Raw genomic sequence first — 17,813 nt, forward strand, 5'->3', positions numbered from 1 at the left:
ATACAAATAATCGCAGCCATTACAAGGCTGGAGGCGAGCCGTGAACCATGTCTACCGTGTCATCTTTGATCATCGGTCGGGGGAGTTCCGGGTCGCATCGGAACTGACGAAGCGCAGTGGTTCAGGAAGGACAAGAGGCAGCACCGGTGCTGTATGCCACAGCGTGCTCCCTGCCCTCGCGGTGCTGGCGGCGCTGCAGTTTCACAGCGGTGAAGCGGCGGCGGCATGCACACCCGCAGCCCCCATCGACAACGACACGGTGAGTTGCACCGGCGTGCCGATCACGCTGCCGCCGAACCCGAACAGTTTTCTCAGCAACGCGAACGGCCTCGCCGTGACGGTGCAGGCGGGCGGCATCATGAGCACGCTGCCCGGCGGCACCGCGATGACCCTGAGCGGCAACAACATCACGCTCAACAACCTGGGCGCCATCGATGCGAATGCGGCGGGGTCCCTCGTGCTCGCGCGGGCCCTGACCATCGGCAACCTGATCGCGCCCACCAGCAGCAACGTCACGGTGAACAACTCGGGCTTGCTCGAAGGCACCTTCGACGGCACCTTCGGCCTGCTCGGCACGGCGGCGGTCATCGCCAACGCCGGAACCACGACGTTCAACAACAGCGGCTCGATCGGCGTGAGCGTGCTGGGCGCTTTCGATCCGGTCAACTCGATCGCGGTCGCCGTCTACGGCGGCGGCAACGTCAACTTCACGAACACCGGAACGATCACGGGCCGCGTGGCTTTCGAGAGCCCCACCACTGGCGGCAACACCTTCGTCAACGCGGGCACCATCAACGGCAGCGTCTCGCTGGGCACCACAGTCAGCAACGACACCTTCGTGGCGGTGACCGGGTCGTCGATCGGCAATCCACTGATACCGCTGCCTGCCGTGGCCATTCCCACGCTCACCCTCCCACCGGGCCTGCTCACATTCGCCGCCACGGGCACGGTCGATGCGGGCGTCGGCGGAAGCGACACGCTCGTGCTGCAGAACACCATCGCCGGACCCGGCTCCGGCACGGGCGGCACCGGCAACATCTCGGGCCTGCAGTACCTCAACTTCGAGAACCTGACCGTCAACAGCGGCACGTGGACGCTCACCGGCGCGGTGGTGAGCGGCGCCACCACGCTCAACGGCGGTCTCTCGGTCTTCGACAACCCGCTGGCCTTCGGCACCGGCGCGCTGACGGCCAACGGCGGCGCCATCGAGGCGTCGCTTCCGGGCCTGGCGCTGGCGCAGAACGTCAACCTGACAGGCGGCCTGATCGTGCAGGGCGCCAACGGCCTGACGCTCGGCGGCACGATCAGCGGCGCGGGCGGGCTGATCAAGAACGGGGCCGGCACCCTGACGCTGTCCGGCAGCAACAACTTCAGCGGCGGGCTGGCGCTCAATGCGGGCGGGCTCACGCTGGGCTCGGCCAGCTCGCTCGGCACCGGCCTGTTCCTGGTCGGTGGTCCGGCCACGCTGAACACCGCTTTCACGGGCACGCTCACCAACCCGGTGCAGCTCAATGGCGCCCTGTCGCTCAACGGCGCAGGCGCCCTGACTCTGGGCGGCAACATTGCCGGTGCCGGCAGCCTGACGCTCAATAGCGGCGCCCTGGCGCTGACGGGCAGCAACAACTACGGCGGCGGCACTGTGCTGCAGGCCGGCTCGATCGACCTCGGCAACAGTTCCGCGCTCGGCTCGGGCGCGCTGACCGTCAATGGCGCCGGTTCGCTGACCGGTGTGGCCGGCGTGGCGATCGGCAACGCTGTCGTGCTCAACAACACACTGAACTTCGGCGCGGGTGGCGGAGGCGGTGCGCTGACGCTCAACGGCACGATCAGTGGCGCGGGCGGCATGAGCCTGGCCGGTGCGCCGGGACTCACGCTCAACGGCGCGAACAACTTCGCCGGCGGCTTCAACCTGGGCGGCGGCGCGCTCACCGTCGGCAACAACCTCGCGCTGGGCACGGGGGCGGTCACGGTCAGCGGTGCCGGCTCGCTCACGGCCGGCGCGGCCGTGAGCCTTGCCAACAACTTCAACCTCAATGCCGGCCTGACCATCGGCAGCGGCAGCGACCTGGCGCTCAACGGCGCCCTCGGCGGCCTCGGCGGCCTCATCAAGACCGGTGCCGCCAAGCTCTCGCTGGGCGGCGCGAGCACTTTCTCCGGCGGCGTGAACCTGCAGGCCGGCAGCCTGGGCATCGGCACGAACACGTCGCTGGGCCTGGGCGCGCTGACGGTCAACGACGCCGCCACGCTCGATGCGAGTGCGAACGTGAGCGTGGGCAACGCGGTCGTTCTCAACGCGGGCCTGACAGTGGGCGGCGCCAGCAACATCGCCCTCGGCGGGCTGGTGTCGGGCATCGGCGCGCTGGGCTACAACGGCACGGCGACGCTGGGCCTCAATGGCGCCAACGTCGGCCTTCTGGGCGGCGTCAACCTGGCCAGCGGCACGCTCAGCGTGGGCAACAACCTCGCGCTGGGCACAGGTGGGCTCAGTGTCAGCGGCAGCGCGAACCTGAACGCGGGCATACCCGGCATTACCCTGGGCAACAACGTCACGCTGAACGGCGGCGCCACGCTGGGCCTGGGTGGCGCGAATGCGCTCACGCTGGGCGGCGTCATCGGCGGTGCGGGCGCGCTCGCGGTCAACGGCACTGCCGCCGTCACGCTGGGGGGCGCCAACAACTTCGGCGGCGGCGTGACGCTGGCCGGCGGCCAGCTCGCGCTGGGCACCAGCACCTCGCTGGGCACCGGCACGCTCGGCGTGACGGGCAACGCCACGCTGTCGAGCACGGGCGGTGCACTCGCGCTGACCAACGCCGTCACGCTTGGAGCAGGCGCGGGGCTCACGGTGGGCGGTGCAGCAGACCTCACGCTCGACGGCACGGTGAGCGGTGCCGGCTCGCTCATCAAGAACGGCACCGGCACGCTGGCACTCAACAACGCCAACAATTTCGGCGGCGGCGTCACCCTGCAGGCGGGCACGCTCAGCGTCGGCAACAACACAGCCCTGGGTACCGGCGCGCTGACGGTGGCCAGCACCGCGATGCTCAGCGCCAGCACCGACGTGGCGCTGGCGAACGACGTCGTGCTCAACGACAACCTGGGTGTCGCGGGCGCCAGGAACATCACGCTCGGCGGCACGGTCAGCGGCGCCGGGGGAATCTCGATGGGCAGCACCGGCACGCTCGCGCTGAACAACGCCAACACCTACTCGGGGCCGACCGTGGTCGCCAGCGGCACGCTGCAGGTGGGCAACGCGACCGGCAGCGCCACCGGGAGCGGCGCGGTCACGATGCAGAACGGCTCCACGCTGTCGGGCAATGGCCGCATCGGTGGCGATGTCACGCTCAACAACACTGCCGTGCTGGCACCGGGCACCCCCGGCGCGATGGGCATGCTCACCATCGGCGGCAGCCTGTCGCTTGCCAACGGCAGCGTGTTCGACTATCAGTTCGGCACGCCCGGCGCCAACTTCGCCACGCCCGGCCAGAGCGACAGCGTGAGCGTGGGCGGCAACCTCCTCATCGCGGGCAACACCACCATCAACGTGACGGACACCGGCGGCTTCGGCCCCGGTGTGTACCGGCTCGTGGACTACGGCGGCGCGCTCACGGGCGGCGGCACGCTGACGCTGGGCGGTGTGCCCGGCGGCGCCACGGTGGTCCTGCAGAACCTCAGCGCCGACAAGCGCTTCACGCTCGTCAACAGCACGGGCATGACGCTGGACTTCTGGAATGCCAATGGCCTGGCCAGTCCGACGCAGTCGGGCGGCGGCACCGGCACTTGGTCGACCACTTCGCCGGTGTGGACCGATGCGGTGGGCAACATCTCGCTGCCGATGCAGCCGCAGCCGGGCTTCGCGATCTTCACCGGAGCGCCGGGCACAGTGACGGTGGACAACACCGGCGGCGCGGTGCAGGCCACCGGCCTGCAGTTCGCGAGCAACGGCTACACGCTGACCGGCGACGCGCTGACGCTGCTGGGCGCGGGGGGCGGCGCGAAGGCGGAGATCCGCGTCGGCGACGGCGGCGCGGGCTCGGCCGGCTTCACCGCCACGCTGAACAACACGGTCGCGGGCACGGCCGGCATCGCCAAGACCGGCGACGGCACGCTGGTTCTCGGCGGCACCAACACCTACACCGGCGGCACCGCGGTGCAGGGCGGCACGCTGTCCGTTTCCGCCGATGTGAACCTCGGCGCGGCCGCCGGCAATGTGACGCTGGACGGCGGGCGCCTGCAGGTGACGGGCACCGCGTTCACCGGTACCGCGCGCAACCTGGACATCGGCGCGGCGGGCGGCGGCATCGAGATCGTCGATCCGGGTCTGGACTTCACCGCCAGCGGCGCGCTCGGCGGCAGCGGCGGCCTGGTCAAGTCGGGCGCAGGCACGCTGACGCTCGCAGGCACCAGCACCCTCACGGGCGCCACCACCGTCGCAGCCGGCACGCTGCGCTTCGGCGCGCCGGACCTGCTGAATCCCACCGCGCCGATCGCACTGGCCAACACGGCGGGCGCAACGCTGGACCTGAACGATTTCAACCAGACCATCGGCTCGCTGTCCGGCGGCGGCACGGCCGGCGGCGAACTCCAGCTCGGCAGCGCAACGCTCACGACCGGCGGCGACAACACCAGCACCACCTTCGGCGGCACGCTCAGCGGCAGCGGCGACCTGGTCAAGCAAGGCACGGGCACCTTCACGCTGACCGGCGCGAACAGCTATGCGGGCGGCACATCGCTCACACAGGGCCGCATCGACGTGGGCGCCAATGCGGCACTGGGCACGGGCGCGCTTGCGATGTCCGGCGGCACCACGCTCGGTCTTGCGGCCGATGGCCTGACGGTCGCCAACAACGTGACGCTCGCCGCCGGCGGCGGCGGCGCGGTGGTCGACACCGGTGCCTTCAACGGCACGCTCACGGGCGCCGTCAGCGGCGGCGGCGCGCTCGTCAAGGAGGGCAGCGGCACGCTGACGCTGGCCGGCACCGCCAACACCTACACCGGTGCAACGCAGGTGGACGCGGGCACGCTGCGCGCAGGCGCGGCCAATGCGTTGAGCGCTGCCTCGGCCACCAGCGTGTCCGCGGGTGCGACGCTCGACCTGGCCGGCTTCAGCCAGACGGTGGCCGCGCTGGCCAACAGCGGCACGGTCTCGCTGGCCGGCGCCGCGCCGGGCACTACGCTCACCGTCACCGGGCCCTACACGGGCAACAACGGCATCCTGCAACTGGGTGCGGTGCTCAATGCCACCGGCCCCTCGGACCGCCTGGTGCTCGACGGCGCCGGCGCAACCGCGAGCGGGCGCACCACGGTGCAGATCATCAACCTCGGCGGACTGGGCGCGCTGACGACGGGCAACGGCATCGAGGTGATCAGCGCCCTGAACGGCGCGACCACCACCGCACAGACCACCAGGGACGCCTTCTCGCTGGCCGGCGGCCACGTGGACGCTGGCGCCTACGAGTACCGGCTGTACCCGGCGGATGCCAGCGGCAGCGGCGAGAACTGGTACCTGCGCTCCACCACCGGCGGCCTTCCTGGAACACCGGGCGGGCCGGGCGGGATCGGCGGGTTGCCTACCTACCGCATCGAAGTGCCGCTGTATGCCGCGCTGGCGCAACAGCTGCGCCAAGGCAACCTCGAGATGCTGGGCAACCTGCACCTGCGCGGCGGCGACGACACGCGGCTCGCCACCGACGGCGCCAGCGCTCGCGGTCGCCGCGCCTGGGGCCGCCTGATCAGCACCGACATCGACGCGAGCCAGCGCGGCACCGCGAACGCGCAGAGCAAGGGTCGCCTCCACGGCTTCCAGGCCGGCACCGACCTGTGGGCCGACACCCGCTGGAACGTGGGCGTCTACGTCGGCCAGCTCGAAGGCAACATCCGCGTGAACGGCTTCGCGCGCGGCATCCAGGGGCTGGACGTGGGTTCCAACGACCTGCGCAGCCGCTACCTCGGCGCCTACGCCACCTGGCGCGGCGACGAGGGCTGGTACGCCGATGCCGTGCTGCAGGCCAGCCAGCACCGCTACAACGTGCAGCCGTTCGCGACCTTCGGCAGCTCGGGCAAGGGCAAGAGCCTGCTGGCCTCCATCGAGGTGGGCAAGGCCTTCGGCATCGGCAGCGGCTGGATCGTGGAACCGCAGTTGCAGCTCATTCACCAGCGCCTGCGCATGGACGACACGGGCATCTCCGGCGCCGCGGTGACACAGGACCCGCATGACGGCCTCATCGTGCGCGCAGGCGTGCGCATCAAGGGCGAGATCGCCACCGGCGCCGGAACGCTGCAGCCCTATGGGCGCATCAACGTGTTCCACGCCTCCGGCGGTGCCGACGTGACGCAGTTCCTGAACTTCGGCGGCGGCACGGCCATCCGCAGCGAAACGGGCTCGACCAGCACCGAAGTGGCCGGTGGCGTGACGCTCGCTCTCGGCGAGCGCGCCTCGCTCTACGGGGAGCTGGGCAAGCTGTGGGCCTCGGGCGGCGCGGCGCGCTTGAAGAGCTCGATCAACGCGTCGCTGGGTGTGCGGGTGCGCTGGTAGCAAGCGCGGCCAGCCTCGTCAGCAGGCCATCGACGCCAAGATCGATCAGGTCGAAGACTTCGACAAAAGCCTGTTGCCCGCCATACCAGGGGTCGGGCACATCGCCTTCGACGCCCTCGGCGAATTCGGTGAACAGGTGCACTTTGTGGGCCGTGCCTGCGGGGGCAAGCCGGCGCAGCGCGGCGCAGTGCTGGGCAGTCATGCCGATGATCAGGTCGAAACGTTCGAAGTCGGCCTTGCGGACCTGCCGCGCGGAATGGGCGTGCATCTCGATGCCGCGGCGTTTGGCCTCGGCCACGGAGCGTGGATCGGGCGGATTGCCGCGCTCTTCGTCGGAGACGGCTGCACTGTCGACTTCGACGTGGAAACCCACTGCGCGGGCCTTGTGCATCAACAGGACGTGGGCTGTGGGGGAGCGGCAGATGTTGCCGGTGCAAATAAACAGAATTGCCAGTTTCTTCATATGCGACAACGGCTGGATGATTTCGCGGGCTGATGGATGCGGCAGAGAGGCTACAATGCGACCTCGCTCAATGATCCTGAGCACTGCCTGGCCAGGCAAGCTGAATCTCACACCAGCGCGTCGAAGTCACTACGACGAGAAAAACAATAATGACTTCATGCAAAAGAATTTGCCGTAGCGTGGACCGCGTAAGAGTTCACGACCACATTCCCAAAGCCCGCTTCGAGCGGGCTTTTTCACGCCCGAGCGATCTGGTCTGATGGTCCTGCAGACCGTGAAAGGTGACAGCAGTCGGCATCGAGGCACTTCCCTGAGCGGTTTTATTCCTCCCTCGCCTCTACCAGCGCCGTCTGCTGTCGAAGCCAGTGTGCTCAGGCGAAGTGAATTCAGCATGAAGTCAGCGCGGGTGTTCTGTGAAGTGAGGGCGCGCAGTTTGCACGACCGTCTCAGGTGCCCGCACAAGCGGGACGTAACCGCAACAGTGAGGCGATAACTACCATGCCGGCATCGAGGGACATGGCCAAAAGGGTTGACGCTGTTCGTGCCGCAGTGCAACAATCCTGCATCTTCATTTCGGAGCCCCGTGCGTGGACAGTGCCAGTTGGATCAGTGACAAGACGCGTGCCTCGGCAGGCGTGACACACCCGGCTCTCTAGCGCAGGCTTCTCCCGCGCTGCGTGCCGGTGTGCACACAGCGTGGCCCTCTTGCCTCATCGGCAAGCGGTTCCCCTCCTCCCGATTCCCGTCGTTTCGTCGCTGACTTTTTCAGTCAGCTTGCGTGCGTCCGTGCACGAGGCCCTTCACTGCGAAGGAGCCTTGTCATGCGTCACTTTCATCTTCGTCGTCAGCCGCACGAACAGCAGCAGCGTGTTCGCCCGTCGGCGCACGCGCCTGCCCGCGACCCTGCGGCAGTTGACGCCGCGCCCGTCGTCGATGCCTCGCTCGACCAGGCCGCGGCGCTCTGGACAACGCGCCGCATCCGCAGCTTCCTGGTGCTCCAGCCGGCCTGCGCGCCTCGCCGCTGAGCCGCGCTCCGAACCCTTCCTTCAACCTGCAAGCAACCCGGGAGCACACGATGGACCCAGCCTCTCATTTGCGCCGTAGCGCGCCCCCTTCGCTTCGATCGATTGCACCAACAACAACGCGGCCCGCCGCCGCGCTTCGCAAAGGGTTGCTCCTGGCTGATTGATGCCCGGAGGTTCTCCCTGGGCGGGCGGCGGCCGCCCCGAAGGAGAACCCCATGAAAAACGTCCTGAAGTCTTTCTTCGAAAGCTTCCTGCGCAGCCGCCACATGCTGCATCACTTCGAGCGCTGGCAGACGCTTCTGGGCTCGAAGCCCGTCGGCACCGGCTCCTCCGTCAGCATGCCGCCCGACATCGCGAAGGCACTGGGCGCCGCCTCGCGCACCGATGCCGGCGAGATGCTGCTCAAGCTCAACAGTTCGCCGCGCGGCCTCAGCGAAGGCCATGCGCAAGTGCTGCGCAAGCGCCTCGGCAGCAACGAGGTGCGCCACGAGCAGCCGCTGCCCTGGTGGCAGCACCTGTGGCAGTGCTACCGCAATCCGTTCAACCTGCTGCTGACGGTGCTGGCGCTGGTCTCCTATGTCACCGAGGACATGAAGGCCACGCTCGTGATCGGCAGCATGGTGGTGCTGTCGACGGTGCTGCGCTTCCTGCAGGAGTCGCGCTCCAACAAGGCGGCCGACCGGCTCAAGGCCATGGTGAGCAACACCTCCACCGTGCTGCGGCCTGCGCCGGGCTACAAGGCGGGTGCCGCTGGCGACGAGGGCTTCGACACCACGCACGCCGGTACGGTGCGCGTCGAAGTGCCGATGCGCGACCTGGTGCCGGGCGAGGTGATCGCGCTGTCGGCCGGCGACATGATCCCGGCCGATTGCCGACTGCTCACCGCCAAGGACCTGTTCATCAGCCAGTCCGCGCTGACGGGCGAGGCCATGCCGGTGGAAAAATTCGTCGTCGATCGCGGTGACCACGCGGCGGGCGTGCTCGAACGCGAGAACCTGCTCTTCATGGGCACCAACGTGATCAGCGGCACCGCCACCGCGCTCATCGTGCACACGGGCGATCGCACATTCTTCGGTGCGCTGGCGCAACGCGTGACAGCCACTGATCGCGGCACCAGCGCGTTCCAGGCAGGCATCAACCGCGTGAGCTGGGTGCTGATCCGCTTCATGCTGGTGATGGCGCCGCTGGTGCTGGTGATCAATGGCGTTGCCAAGGGCGACTGGTGGGAGGCGGCGCTGTTCGCGCTGTCTATCGCGGTCGGCCTCACGCCCGAGATGCTGCCGATGATCGTGACGGCCACGCTGGCCAAGGGTGCGGTCGTGATGTCGCGCCAGAAGGTGATCGTGAAGCGGCTCGAAGCCATCCACAACTTCGGCGCAATGGACGTGCTGTGCACCGACAAGACCGGCACCCTGACGCAGGATCGCATCGTGCTCGAGCGCCACACCAACGCCTGGGGCGAAGGCTCGGACCACGTGTTGCAGCTGGCCTACCTCAACAGCTTTCACCAGACGGGTCTGAAGAACCTGCTCGACAAAGCCGTGCTGAGCCATGCCGAGCTGCAACTCGAAACGCGTCTGCAGACGGCCTATCGCAAGATCGACGAAGTGCCCTTCGATTTCTCGCGCCGGCGCATGTCGGTGGTGGTGGCCAATGGCGGCAGCGAGCACCTGCTGATCTGCAAGGGCGCGCTGGAAGAGATTCTGTCGGTATGCACCTCGGTCGAGCGTGGCGCTGAAGTGCTGGCGCTCGATGCGGAGGTGCTGGCGCGCATCCATCGCGTGGCGTCGGAGCTCAATGCCCAGGGCCTGCGTGTGGTGGCCGTGGCCAGCCGTTCGCTGAAGACCGAGGCACGGAAGCCGGCCTATGGCGTGGCCGACGAATCGGGGCTCACGCTCTTGGGCTACGTCGCCTTCCTCGATCCGCCGAAGGAATCGACCGCGCCCGCATTGCGCGCGCTGGCCGAACACGGCGTGGCCGTGAAGGTGCTGACGGGCGACAACGAACTGGTCACGCGCAAGGTCTGCGCCGACGTGGGCCTGGAAGTCGGCCGCATCGTGCTCGGCCGAGAGATCGAGGACATGGCCGATGCCGACCTGCGCCTGGTGGTCGAAGCGCACCAAGTGTTCGCCAAGCTCACGCCTGCCCACAAGGAGCGCATCGTGCACGCGCTGCATGCCAATGGCCATGTGGTGGGCTTCATGGGCGACGGCATCAACGACGCGCCCGCGCTGCGCGCCGCGGACATCGGCATCTCGGTGGATGGCGCGGTGGACGTGGCCAAGGAGTCGGCCGACATCATCCTGCTGGAGAAGAGCCTGATGGTGCTGGAGCAAGGCGTGATCCAGGGGCGCCGCACTTTTGCGAACATGCTCAAGTACATCAAGCTCACTGCCAGTTCGAACTTCGGCAATGTGTTCTCGGTGCTGGTGGCGAGCGCGTTCCTTCCGTTCCTGCCGATGCTGCCGCTGCACCTGCTGGTGCAGAACCTGCTGTACGACGTGTCGCAGATCGCGATTCCGTTCGACAACGTGGACGAGGAGTTCCTCAAGAGCCCGCAGCGCTGGAACCCGGCGGACCTGGGCCGTTTCATGGTGTTCTTCGGCCCGCTGAGTTCGGTGTTCGACATCCTCACGTTCGCGGTGATGTGGTTCGTCTTCGCGGCCAACACGGTGGGCCACCAGACGCTGTTCCAGTCGGGATGGTTCGTCGAGGGCCTGCTGTCGCAGACGCTGATCGTGCATCTGATCCGCACGCGCAAGATTCCTTTCCTGCAAAGCCGCGCGGCATGGCCGCTGCTGATCATGGGTGCGGCGATTGCGGCGGTGGGCATCTGGCTGCCGATGGGGCCGCTGGCGCACTACTTCAAGCTGCAGGCGCTGCCGTTGATGTACTTCCCCTGGCTTGTCGCCATGCTGGTCGGCTATGCAGTGCTGACGCAGGCGGTGAAGGGGTGGTATGCGCGGCGGTATGGGTGGCAGTGAGATGAATGCTCGCCGAGCAACTAGTGCCCCGAGCAACTCGCCAACAAGGTTTCATCCTGGCAACGTCAAATATGCCCTGGCTCCCGATGCGGGGCCTACCGACAAGAAAGAACCTTTCGATGCAAGCCATCCAGAACATCAACCTGCTCTCGCTGCTCGACACTTTCATCAGCGTCGCGGCCGCGTTCGTCCTCGGCTCGCTGATCGGCCTCGAGCGGCAGATACGGCAGCGCACCGCGGGCCTGCGCACCAACACGCTGGTGGCCGTGGGTGCGGCGGTGTTCGTCGATATGGCCAATCGGCTGCACGGCCAGGACGGGGCCGTGCACGTGGTGGCCTACGTGGTCTCGGGCATCGGGTTCCTGGGCGCGGGCGCGATCATGAAGGAAGGCGCCAACATCACGGGCCTGAACACGGCGGCCACGCTGTGGGGGTCGGCGGCGGTGGGCGCCTGCGCGGGTGCCGATCTGCTGGGTGAGGCGATGATCGCCGCGCTGTTCGTGCTGGCCAGCAACACGCTGCTGCGGCCGGTGGTCAATCGGATCAACCGTCGCCCGATCAGCGAAGAATCGAGCGAGGCGACCTATGCGGTGCGCGTGATCTGCTCGCGCGCGGCGCGGCCCGAGGTAATGGACCAGTTACTGCTGCTCCTGGAAGCCGCGAACTACCCGGTGCGCGACGTCGACCAGCACGCCTTCGGGCCGGCCGACACGGAAATCGAGGCGACGCTGTACGCTACCGCAGTCGAGCCGCTGGAGCTCGACCAGGTGATTGCCGAGCTCGAAACGCTCGACGGCGTACAGCAGGCGTTCTGGAACGCCTCCGCCGAAGACTAGGCGCCGATCAAACGCCCAGGATCGAAACGGCCTTGGTGTTCAGGTAGGCCTCGAGCGCTTCAGGGCCGCCTTCCGAACCGTAGCCCGAATCCTTCACACCGCCGAACGGCATTTCGGGCGACGGCGTGGCGGGCTGGTTGATCCACAGCATGCCCAGTTCGAGCTTCTGGCTCAGCAGGTGCGCGTTCTTGATCGACTTGGTGAAGGCATAGCCGGCCAGGCCGAAGGGCAGGCGGTTGGCTTCGGCGATCGCTTCTTCGAGCTTGTCGAAGCCGCGGATGGCGGCGATGGGGCCGAAGGGTTCGTTGTTGAACACGTCGGCGTCCAGCGGCACGTTGGTCAGCACGGTGGGGGCGAAGAAGTTGCCGGTGTCGCCGATGCGTTCGCCGCCAGCCGCCACGGTGGCGCCCTTCTTGCGCGCGTCTTCCAGCACATGGGCCATTGCGGTGAGGCGACGCGCGTTGGCGAGCGGGCCGATGGTCGTGCCTTCGGCGAGGCCATCGCCGAGCTTCAGGCCTTCGGTGTACTTGACCAGCGTGCGGGCGAATTCTTCGCGCAGGCTGTTGTGCACCAGGAAGCGGGTCGGCGAGATGCAGACCTGGCCCGCATTGCGGAACTTGGCTGCGCCCGCAGCCTTGACGGCCAGCGCCACGTCGGCGTCTTCGGCCACGATCACCGGGGCGTGACCGCCCAGTTCCATCGTCACGCGCTTCATGTGCGAACCGGCCAGCGCGGCGAGTTGCTTGCCGACCGGGGTCGAGCCGGTGAAGGTGACCTTACGGATGATCGGGTGGGCGATCAGGTAGTTCGAGATTTCAGCGGGGTTGCCGAACACCAGGCCCACGGTGCCGGGCGGAATGCCTGCATCGACAAAAGCCTGCAGCAGCGCAGCGGGCGATGCCGGGGTTTCTTCAGGGGCCTTCACCAGGAACGAGCAGCCGGTGGCCAGCGCAGCGCCGAGCTTGCGCACGATCTGGTTGATCGGGAAGTTCCACGGCGTGAACGCGGCGACGGGGCCCAGCGGCTCCTTCAGCACGAGTTGCTGCGCGGCCAGGTTGCGCGAGGGCACGATGCGGCCGTAGACGCGGCGGCCTTCGTCGGCGAACCATTCGATGATGTCAGCGGCAGCCAGCGTTTCGCCCTTGGCTTCGGCCAGCGGCTTGCCCTGCTCTTGCGTCAGGAGCTTGGCGATTTCGGGGGCGCGTTCGCGGATCAGGCCGGCGGCGCGGCGCATGACGGCGGCGCGCTCGTTCGCGGGGGTATTGCGCCAGGTCTCGAAACCGCGTTGTGCGGCGGCCAGGGCGCGGTCGAGGTCGGCGATGCTGGCGTGAGCCACCTTGCCGATGGCCTTGCCGGTGGCGGGGTTCACGACGTCCAGCGTCTTGCCGCCGGTGGCGTCGACCCATTCGTTGTCGATCAGCAGGCGGGTGTCGGTGTAGGTGGCGGTCATGGCGAACTTTCCTTCGGGGACTGGATGATGAAAAGAAGAATGGGGAATTCTGGAGGTGCTGTGCGGCTCTGCACCCGAAAGGATGCGCCGGCTTCAACGGCAGCCACAGGCCGCCGGGGGCATAGATTAACCCGAGTTCACAAACCTCGCCCGCCGGCGGTCACGGGGGAGGAACGGGGTCGTCATGCGCGCCGAACATAATCCCCGTCACACAAACACACAGAGGACGAGGGAAATCCATGCACGCAGCGCTGCGCAACAACCTGTTTTTCATCAAGGAACACGTCGGCATCTTCAAGGCCGCCAACAACTACGACATCTTCGACCCGAATTCGCAACAGAAAATTCTGGAGTGCCGTGAGCCGAACCTCGGCTTCTTCAGCAAGCTGCTGCGCTTCACCGACTACAAGCGCTTCACGCCATTCGACGTGGTGGTGTCGACGCCCGAAGGGCAGAAGGTGCTGTCGGTCAAGCGCGGCGTATCCATCTTCCTGTCGAAGGTGCAGGTGCTCGACGGCAACGACCAGGTCGTCGGTTCGTTCAAGCAGAAGCTCTTTTCCATCGGCGGCAAGTTCGACGTGCTCGACGCTCAGGAGCAGATTGCCTGCACGCTCAAGGGCAAGTGGACCAGCTGGGATTTCCGCTTCGTGCAGGGCAGCACCGAGTTCGCCGCCGTGTCCAAGAAATGGGCGGGGCTGGGCAAGGAGCTCTTCACCACCGCCGACAACTACATGCTGTCGATCGACCCGGGCGTGCCGGCCAACGATGCCCGCCGCCTGCTGATCGTGGCGGCGGTGATGTGCATCGACATGGTGCTGAAGGAGTAAAGCTCCTTACAGCACCAGCAGCGCGCGGAAGTCGTTGACGTTGGTGTGGGTCGGGCCGGTCACGAACAGGTCGCCGATGGCGTCGAAGTAGCCGTAGGCGTCATTGCGATCGAGATGGTCCGACAGCTTCTTCCCGGCAGCGGTGGCGCGCGCCAGCGTGTCGGGCGTGACGAAGGCGCCAGCGTTGTCCTCCACACCGTCGATGCCGTCGGTGTCGGCGGCGAGCGCCCACACCTGTGGCTGGCCCATGAGCGCACCGGCCAGCCCCATGCAGAACTCGCCGGCCCGCCCGCCGCGGCCTTTGGCCTGGCCCGGCTGGCGTGGGCGGATCGTCACCGTGGTCTCGCCGCCCGAAAGAATCACGCAGGGCCGCGCGAACGGCTCGCCGCGGTGCGCCACGGCGCGCGCGAGCGCAGCGTGCACCTTGCCGACTTCGCGCGATTCGCCTTCCATTTCGTCGCTGAGGATGTGCGCCTCGATGCCGGCCTCGCGCGCAGCCTTGGCCGCCGCTTCGAGCGACTGCTGCGGCGTGGCGATCATGTGCGTCTCGTGGCCCTTGAACACGGCGTCGTGCGGCTTGGGCGTTTCGAGTTCACCGCTTTCGAGTTGCGCGCGCACCGGCGCCGGCACTTCGATGCCATAGCGGTCGAGGATGGCGAGCGCATTGGCGCAGGTGGTGGCGTCGGGCACCGTCGGGCCGCTGGCGATGACGGCTGCGTCGTCGCCTGGCACGTCGCTGATCGTCAGCGTCACCACGCGGGCCGGCGCGCATGCCGCCGCCAGCCGGCCACCCTTGATGCGCGACAGGTGCTTGCGCACGCAGTTCATCTCGCCGATGCCTGCGCCGCTTTCGAGCAGTTGCTTGTTGATGCGCTGCTTGTCGGCCAGCGTCAGGCCTTCGGCCGGCAGCACCAGCAGCGACGAACCGCCACCCGAGATCAGGCACAGCACAAGGTCGTCGGCCGTGAGGCCCTGCGTCAGCGCGAGGATGCGCTCGGCGGCCTGCTGGCCTGCTGCGTCGGGCACGGGGTGTGCGGCCTCGACGATCTCGATGCGCTGCGGCACGCCTTCGGGCCGCGGCGGAATGTGGTCGTAGCGCGTGACGACAAGCCCCGACAGCGGCGCATCGGCCGGCCACAGGGCCTCGAGCGCCTGCACCATCGAGCCGCCGGCCTTGCCTGCGCCCAGCACCAGCGTACGGCCCTTGGGCGGCGGCGGCAGATGGGCGCCCAGCGTGGACAGCGGCAGCGCGCGGTCCACCGCCACACGGTAGAGATGTTCGAGGAAGGCGCGCGGGGCTTCGCGCGGATCGGGAGCGGGGCCGAAGGCGGGGTTCGATGCGGTCATTGCTGCTTTGTCTCCAATCCGGCGATTGTGCTGCGGACCGTGACCCGCCCTCTTGCCGCCGGTCAACTTCTGTCTGTCTAGTTGGTCTTTGCGCCAGCCTGGAACCAGCGGCTGATGAGGGCCCGCTCTTCGTCGGTGATACCCGTAGCGTTGTTCATCGGCATGATCTTCGTGACCACCACCTGCTGGTAGATCGCCTGTGAATGCGCGGCCACTTGCTCCGGCGAATCGACGCGCACGTTCTTCATCTGAACGGCCGCGCCGTGGCACATGAAGCAGCGCTGTTCGAGCACCTTCTGCACGTCCTTGAACGGAACGGCAGGCGCAGCGGCAGCCACCGCGGGGGCCGCCACGGGTTCAGGCTTCATCCAGACGATGGTCAGGCCCAGCACCACGATGCCGACCAGCGCATAGGGCAGCGGGTTGCCCGCATTGCCCAGCTTGAAGCGGTGCCGCACCACGAAGAACTGACGAATGGCCGCACCGCCGAGCATGATCAGCAGCAGCACGATCCAGTTGTACTTGTGCGTGTACGTAAAGCTGTAGTGGTTGCTCAGCATCGCGAACAGCACCGGCAGCGTGAAGTAGGTGTTGTGCACGCTGCGCTGCTTGCCGCGCTGGCCATGCACCGGGTCCACCGGCTTGCCTTCGCGCAGCGCCGCCACGTTCTTGCGCTGGCCGGGAATGATCCAGAAGAACACGTTGCCGCTCATGGTCGTGGCCATCATGGCGCCCACCAGCAAGAAGGCCGCGCGGCCCGCGAACCACTGGCAGGCCAGCCAGGTCGCGAAGGCGATGAAGATGGCGATCAGCACGCCGACGATGGTGTCGCCGTGCTTGCGCCGGCCGAAGATCTGGCAGATGCCGTCGTACACCATCCAGAACACCACGAAGAAGGCCAGCGCCACGGCAATGGCGGCGCCGGGCTGCCAGTCCATCTTCGACTTGTCGATGAGGTACGTGCTCGCGTTCCACAAGTACGACATGGTGAAGAGCGTGAAACCCGTGATCCAGGTCGAATAACTCTCCCAGTACGACCAGTGCAGGTGGTCCGGCAGCTTCTTGGGCGCCAGCGCGTACTTCTGCATGTTGTAGAAGCCGCCGCCGTGCACGGCCCATTGCTCGCCGCCCACGCCCTTGTCGAGCGATTCCTGGTCCTGCGGCTTCTCGAGGCTGTTGTCCAGCATCACGAAGTAGAAGGAAGCGCCGATCCAGGCGATGGCGGTGATGACGTGGACCCAGCGCAGCAGCAGGTTGGCCCAGTCGAGGTAATAACTTTCCATATGCTTCTCTCTCAACCCGATTGGCGCGTGGGGGCACCAAGGAGGGGTTTCAGCCTGCTCACCACCGCGGGCGCTGTAAGCAGAGAAAGTGCCGCGAACGCAGGCTCCATGAAAAAATGGGCCTCGCTCCGCTGCGGCTTGTTGTGGACCGAAAGTGTATACAGTTTTGGCAAGGGACGGGGCTGTTTTTTAGGGCGTGGCCGCCGGGAAAACCCTGTTCAGCCCAGCGATTGCAACAACTGTGCCGCCACCGCCACGGCGATCACCTCGGGCTCCTTGCCCGTGATGCCGGGCACGCCGATCGGGCAGGTGATGCGGGCCAGTTCGTCGGCCGTGAAGCCCCGCGCCTCGAGCCGATGGCTGAAAGTGGCCCACTTGGTCTTGCTGCCGATCAGGCCGACGTAGGGCAGGTCGTTGCGCTCGCGCAGGCGCTTCAGGCAGGCGATGACGATGTCCAGGTCTTCGGCATGGCTGAAGCTCATGATGAGCACGCGGCTGCCCGGCACCAGCGCGGCCACGGCGTCCTGCACGGGTTCTGAATGTTCGGTGTCGATCTGCGCGGGCAATTCGTCGGGAAACACGCCGTCGCGGCTGTCGATCCAGCGCACCGCAAACGGCAGCGCAGCCAGCAGCCTTGCCAGTGCGGCGCCCACATGGCCGCCGCCGAACAGCGCCACGGGCTTGAGTTGCGCGACCAGTTCGCGCTGCAGCCTTGGCGCATCAGCGGCCGTGATGCGCTCGTACGACAGGAACATCACGCCGCCGCAGCACTGTCCCAGGCTCGGGCCCAGCGGGTAGCGCTGGATGCCATCGAAGGGCTTGCGCGAGCCGGCCAGCATTTCGCGTGCTTCCTTCGTGGCCTGGAATTCGAGCTGCCCACCGCCGATGGTGGCCGTGAGCGCATCGGCCCACACCGCCATCCAGGTGCCGGCCTCGCGCGGCGCCGAGCCCTGCGTCGATTCGACGCGCACCAGCACCGCGTCTTCGTGGCGAAGACGTGCCAGCAGTTGATCGACCGCACCGCTCATCGTTGTCGATACCTTCGGTTGCCTGGCCCGTGAAGACT

The 17,813-nt window shown here is 67.4% G+C and carries 10 protein-coding genes; 5 read left to right on the forward strand and 5 right to left on the reverse strand.

All coding sequences use genetic code 11. The annotated features are described in order from the left end of the window. Positions 1-40: 40 nt before the first annotated feature. The gene (locus ACZYSP_RS26570) at positions 41-6,532 is read left to right on the forward strand and encodes an autotransporter outer membrane beta-barrel domain-containing protein (protein WP_489017526.1); all 6,492 of its coding nucleotides are present in this window, start codon (positions 41-43) and stop codon (positions 6,530-6,532) included. Here ACZYSP_RS26570 and ACZYSP_RS26575 read toward each other — a convergent pair. Continuing rightward, positions 6,498-6,995 carry a low molecular weight protein-tyrosine-phosphatase gene (locus ACZYSP_RS26575; RefSeq protein ID WP_093179706.1) on the reverse strand — a complete coding sequence of 166 codons (498 nt, stop codon included), beginning with the start codon at positions 6,993-6,995 and terminating at the stop codon, positions 6,498-6,500. The two genes, ACZYSP_RS26570 and ACZYSP_RS26575, sit on opposite strands and share 35 nt — an antisense overlap. A gap of 821 nt (positions 6,996-7,816) precedes the next feature. Between ACZYSP_RS26575 and ACZYSP_RS26580 the strand changes: the two genes are divergently transcribed. The 3 genes from ACZYSP_RS26580 (at position 7,817) to ACZYSP_RS26590 (ending at position 11,840) form a co-directional block, all read left to right on the forward strand. Next, positions 7,817-8,020, forward strand: coding sequence for a hypothetical protein (locus tag ACZYSP_RS26580; protein ID WP_093058854.1), 204 nt, complete (start codon positions 7,817-7,819; stop codon positions 8,018-8,020). Positions 8,021-8,235: 215 nt separating this feature from the next. Then, positions 8,236-11,004 (forward strand): magnesium-translocating P-type ATPase, encoded by a 2,769-nt coding sequence (gene mgtA / locus ACZYSP_RS26585; RefSeq protein ID WP_093081372.1) that lies wholly within the window; start codon positions 8,236-8,238, stop codon positions 11,002-11,004. Positions 11,005-11,123: 119 nt separating this feature from the next. After that, a complete protein-coding gene (locus ACZYSP_RS26590; RefSeq protein ID WP_093058856.1) occupies positions 11,124-11,840 on the forward strand; it encodes an MgtC/SapB family protein in 717 nt (238 codons plus the stop codon). Positions 11,841-11,847: 7 nt separating this feature from the next. Here the strand turns inward: ACZYSP_RS26590 and ACZYSP_RS26595 are convergent, their stop codons facing one another. Next, positions 11,848-13,290, reverse strand: coding sequence for an NAD-dependent succinate-semialdehyde dehydrogenase (locus ACZYSP_RS26595; protein WP_489017530.1), 1,443 nt, complete (start codon positions 13,288-13,290; stop codon positions 11,848-11,850). A gap of 239 nt (positions 13,291-13,529) precedes the next feature. Between ACZYSP_RS26595 and ACZYSP_RS26600 the strand changes: the two genes are divergently transcribed. After that, positions 13,530-14,117: an LURP-one-related family protein gene (locus ACZYSP_RS26600; protein ID WP_426389727.1), complete on the forward strand. Its 588-nt coding sequence runs from the start codon at positions 13,530-13,532 to the stop codon at positions 14,115-14,117. Positions 14,118-14,123: 6 nt separating this feature from the next. Here the strand turns inward: ACZYSP_RS26600 and ACZYSP_RS26605 are convergent, their stop codons facing one another. The 3 genes from ACZYSP_RS26605 to xdhC form a co-directional block, all read right to left on the reverse strand. Then, the gene (locus ACZYSP_RS26605; protein ID WP_093081367.1) at positions 14,124-15,464 is read right to left on the reverse strand and encodes a glycerate kinase type-2 family protein; all 1,341 of its coding nucleotides are present in this window, start codon (positions 15,462-15,464) and stop codon (positions 14,124-14,126) included. A 77-nt stretch (positions 15,465-15,541) separates the two neighbouring features. Continuing rightward, the gene (locus ACZYSP_RS26610; RefSeq protein WP_093058860.1) at positions 15,542-16,747 is read right to left on the reverse strand and encodes a urate hydroxylase PuuD; all 1,206 of its coding nucleotides are present in this window, start codon (positions 16,745-16,747) and stop codon (positions 15,542-15,544) included. A 218-nt stretch (positions 16,748-16,965) separates the two neighbouring features. Further along, the gene (gene xdhC / locus ACZYSP_RS26615) at positions 16,966-17,775 is read right to left on the reverse strand and encodes a xanthine dehydrogenase accessory protein XdhC (protein ID WP_093179696.1); all 810 of its coding nucleotides are present in this window, start codon (positions 17,773-17,775) and stop codon (positions 16,966-16,968) included. Between the last annotated feature and the right edge of the window lie 38 nt (positions 17,776-17,813).

This window comes from Variovorax sp. F042, from assembly GCF_057814215.1.

Coding starts and splice junctions, on each gene's coding strand:
- ACZYSP_RS26600 (WP_426389727.1), top strand. CDS start 13,530: ATGCACGCAGCGCTGCGCAACAACCTGTTTTTCATCAAGGAACACGTC.
- ACZYSP_RS26595 (WP_489017530.1), bottom strand. CDS start 13,290: ATGACCGCCACCTACACCGACACCCGCCTGCTGATCGACAACGAATGG.
- ACZYSP_RS26610 (WP_093058860.1), bottom strand. CDS start 16,747: ATGGAAAGTTATTACCTCGACTGGGCCAACCTGCTGCTGCGCTGGGTC.
- xdhC (WP_093179696.1), bottom strand. CDS start 17,775: ATGAGCGGTGCGGTCGATCAACTGCTGGCACGTCTTCGCCACGAAGAC.
- ACZYSP_RS26605 (WP_093081367.1), bottom strand. CDS start 15,464: ATGACCGCATCGAACCCCGCCTTCGGCCCCGCTCCCGATCCGCGCGAA.
- ACZYSP_RS26590 (WP_093058856.1), top strand. CDS start 11,124: ATGCAAGCCATCCAGAACATCAACCTGCTCTCGCTGCTCGACACTTTC.
- ACZYSP_RS26575 (WP_093179706.1), bottom strand. CDS start 6,995: ATGAAGAAACTGGCAATTCTGTTTATTTGCACCGGCAACATCTGCCGC.
- ACZYSP_RS26580 (WP_093058854.1), top strand. CDS start 7,817: ATGCGTCACTTTCATCTTCGTCGTCAGCCGCACGAACAGCAGCAGCGT.
- mgtA (WP_093081372.1), top strand. CDS start 8,236: ATGAAAAACGTCCTGAAGTCTTTCTTCGAAAGCTTCCTGCGCAGCCGC.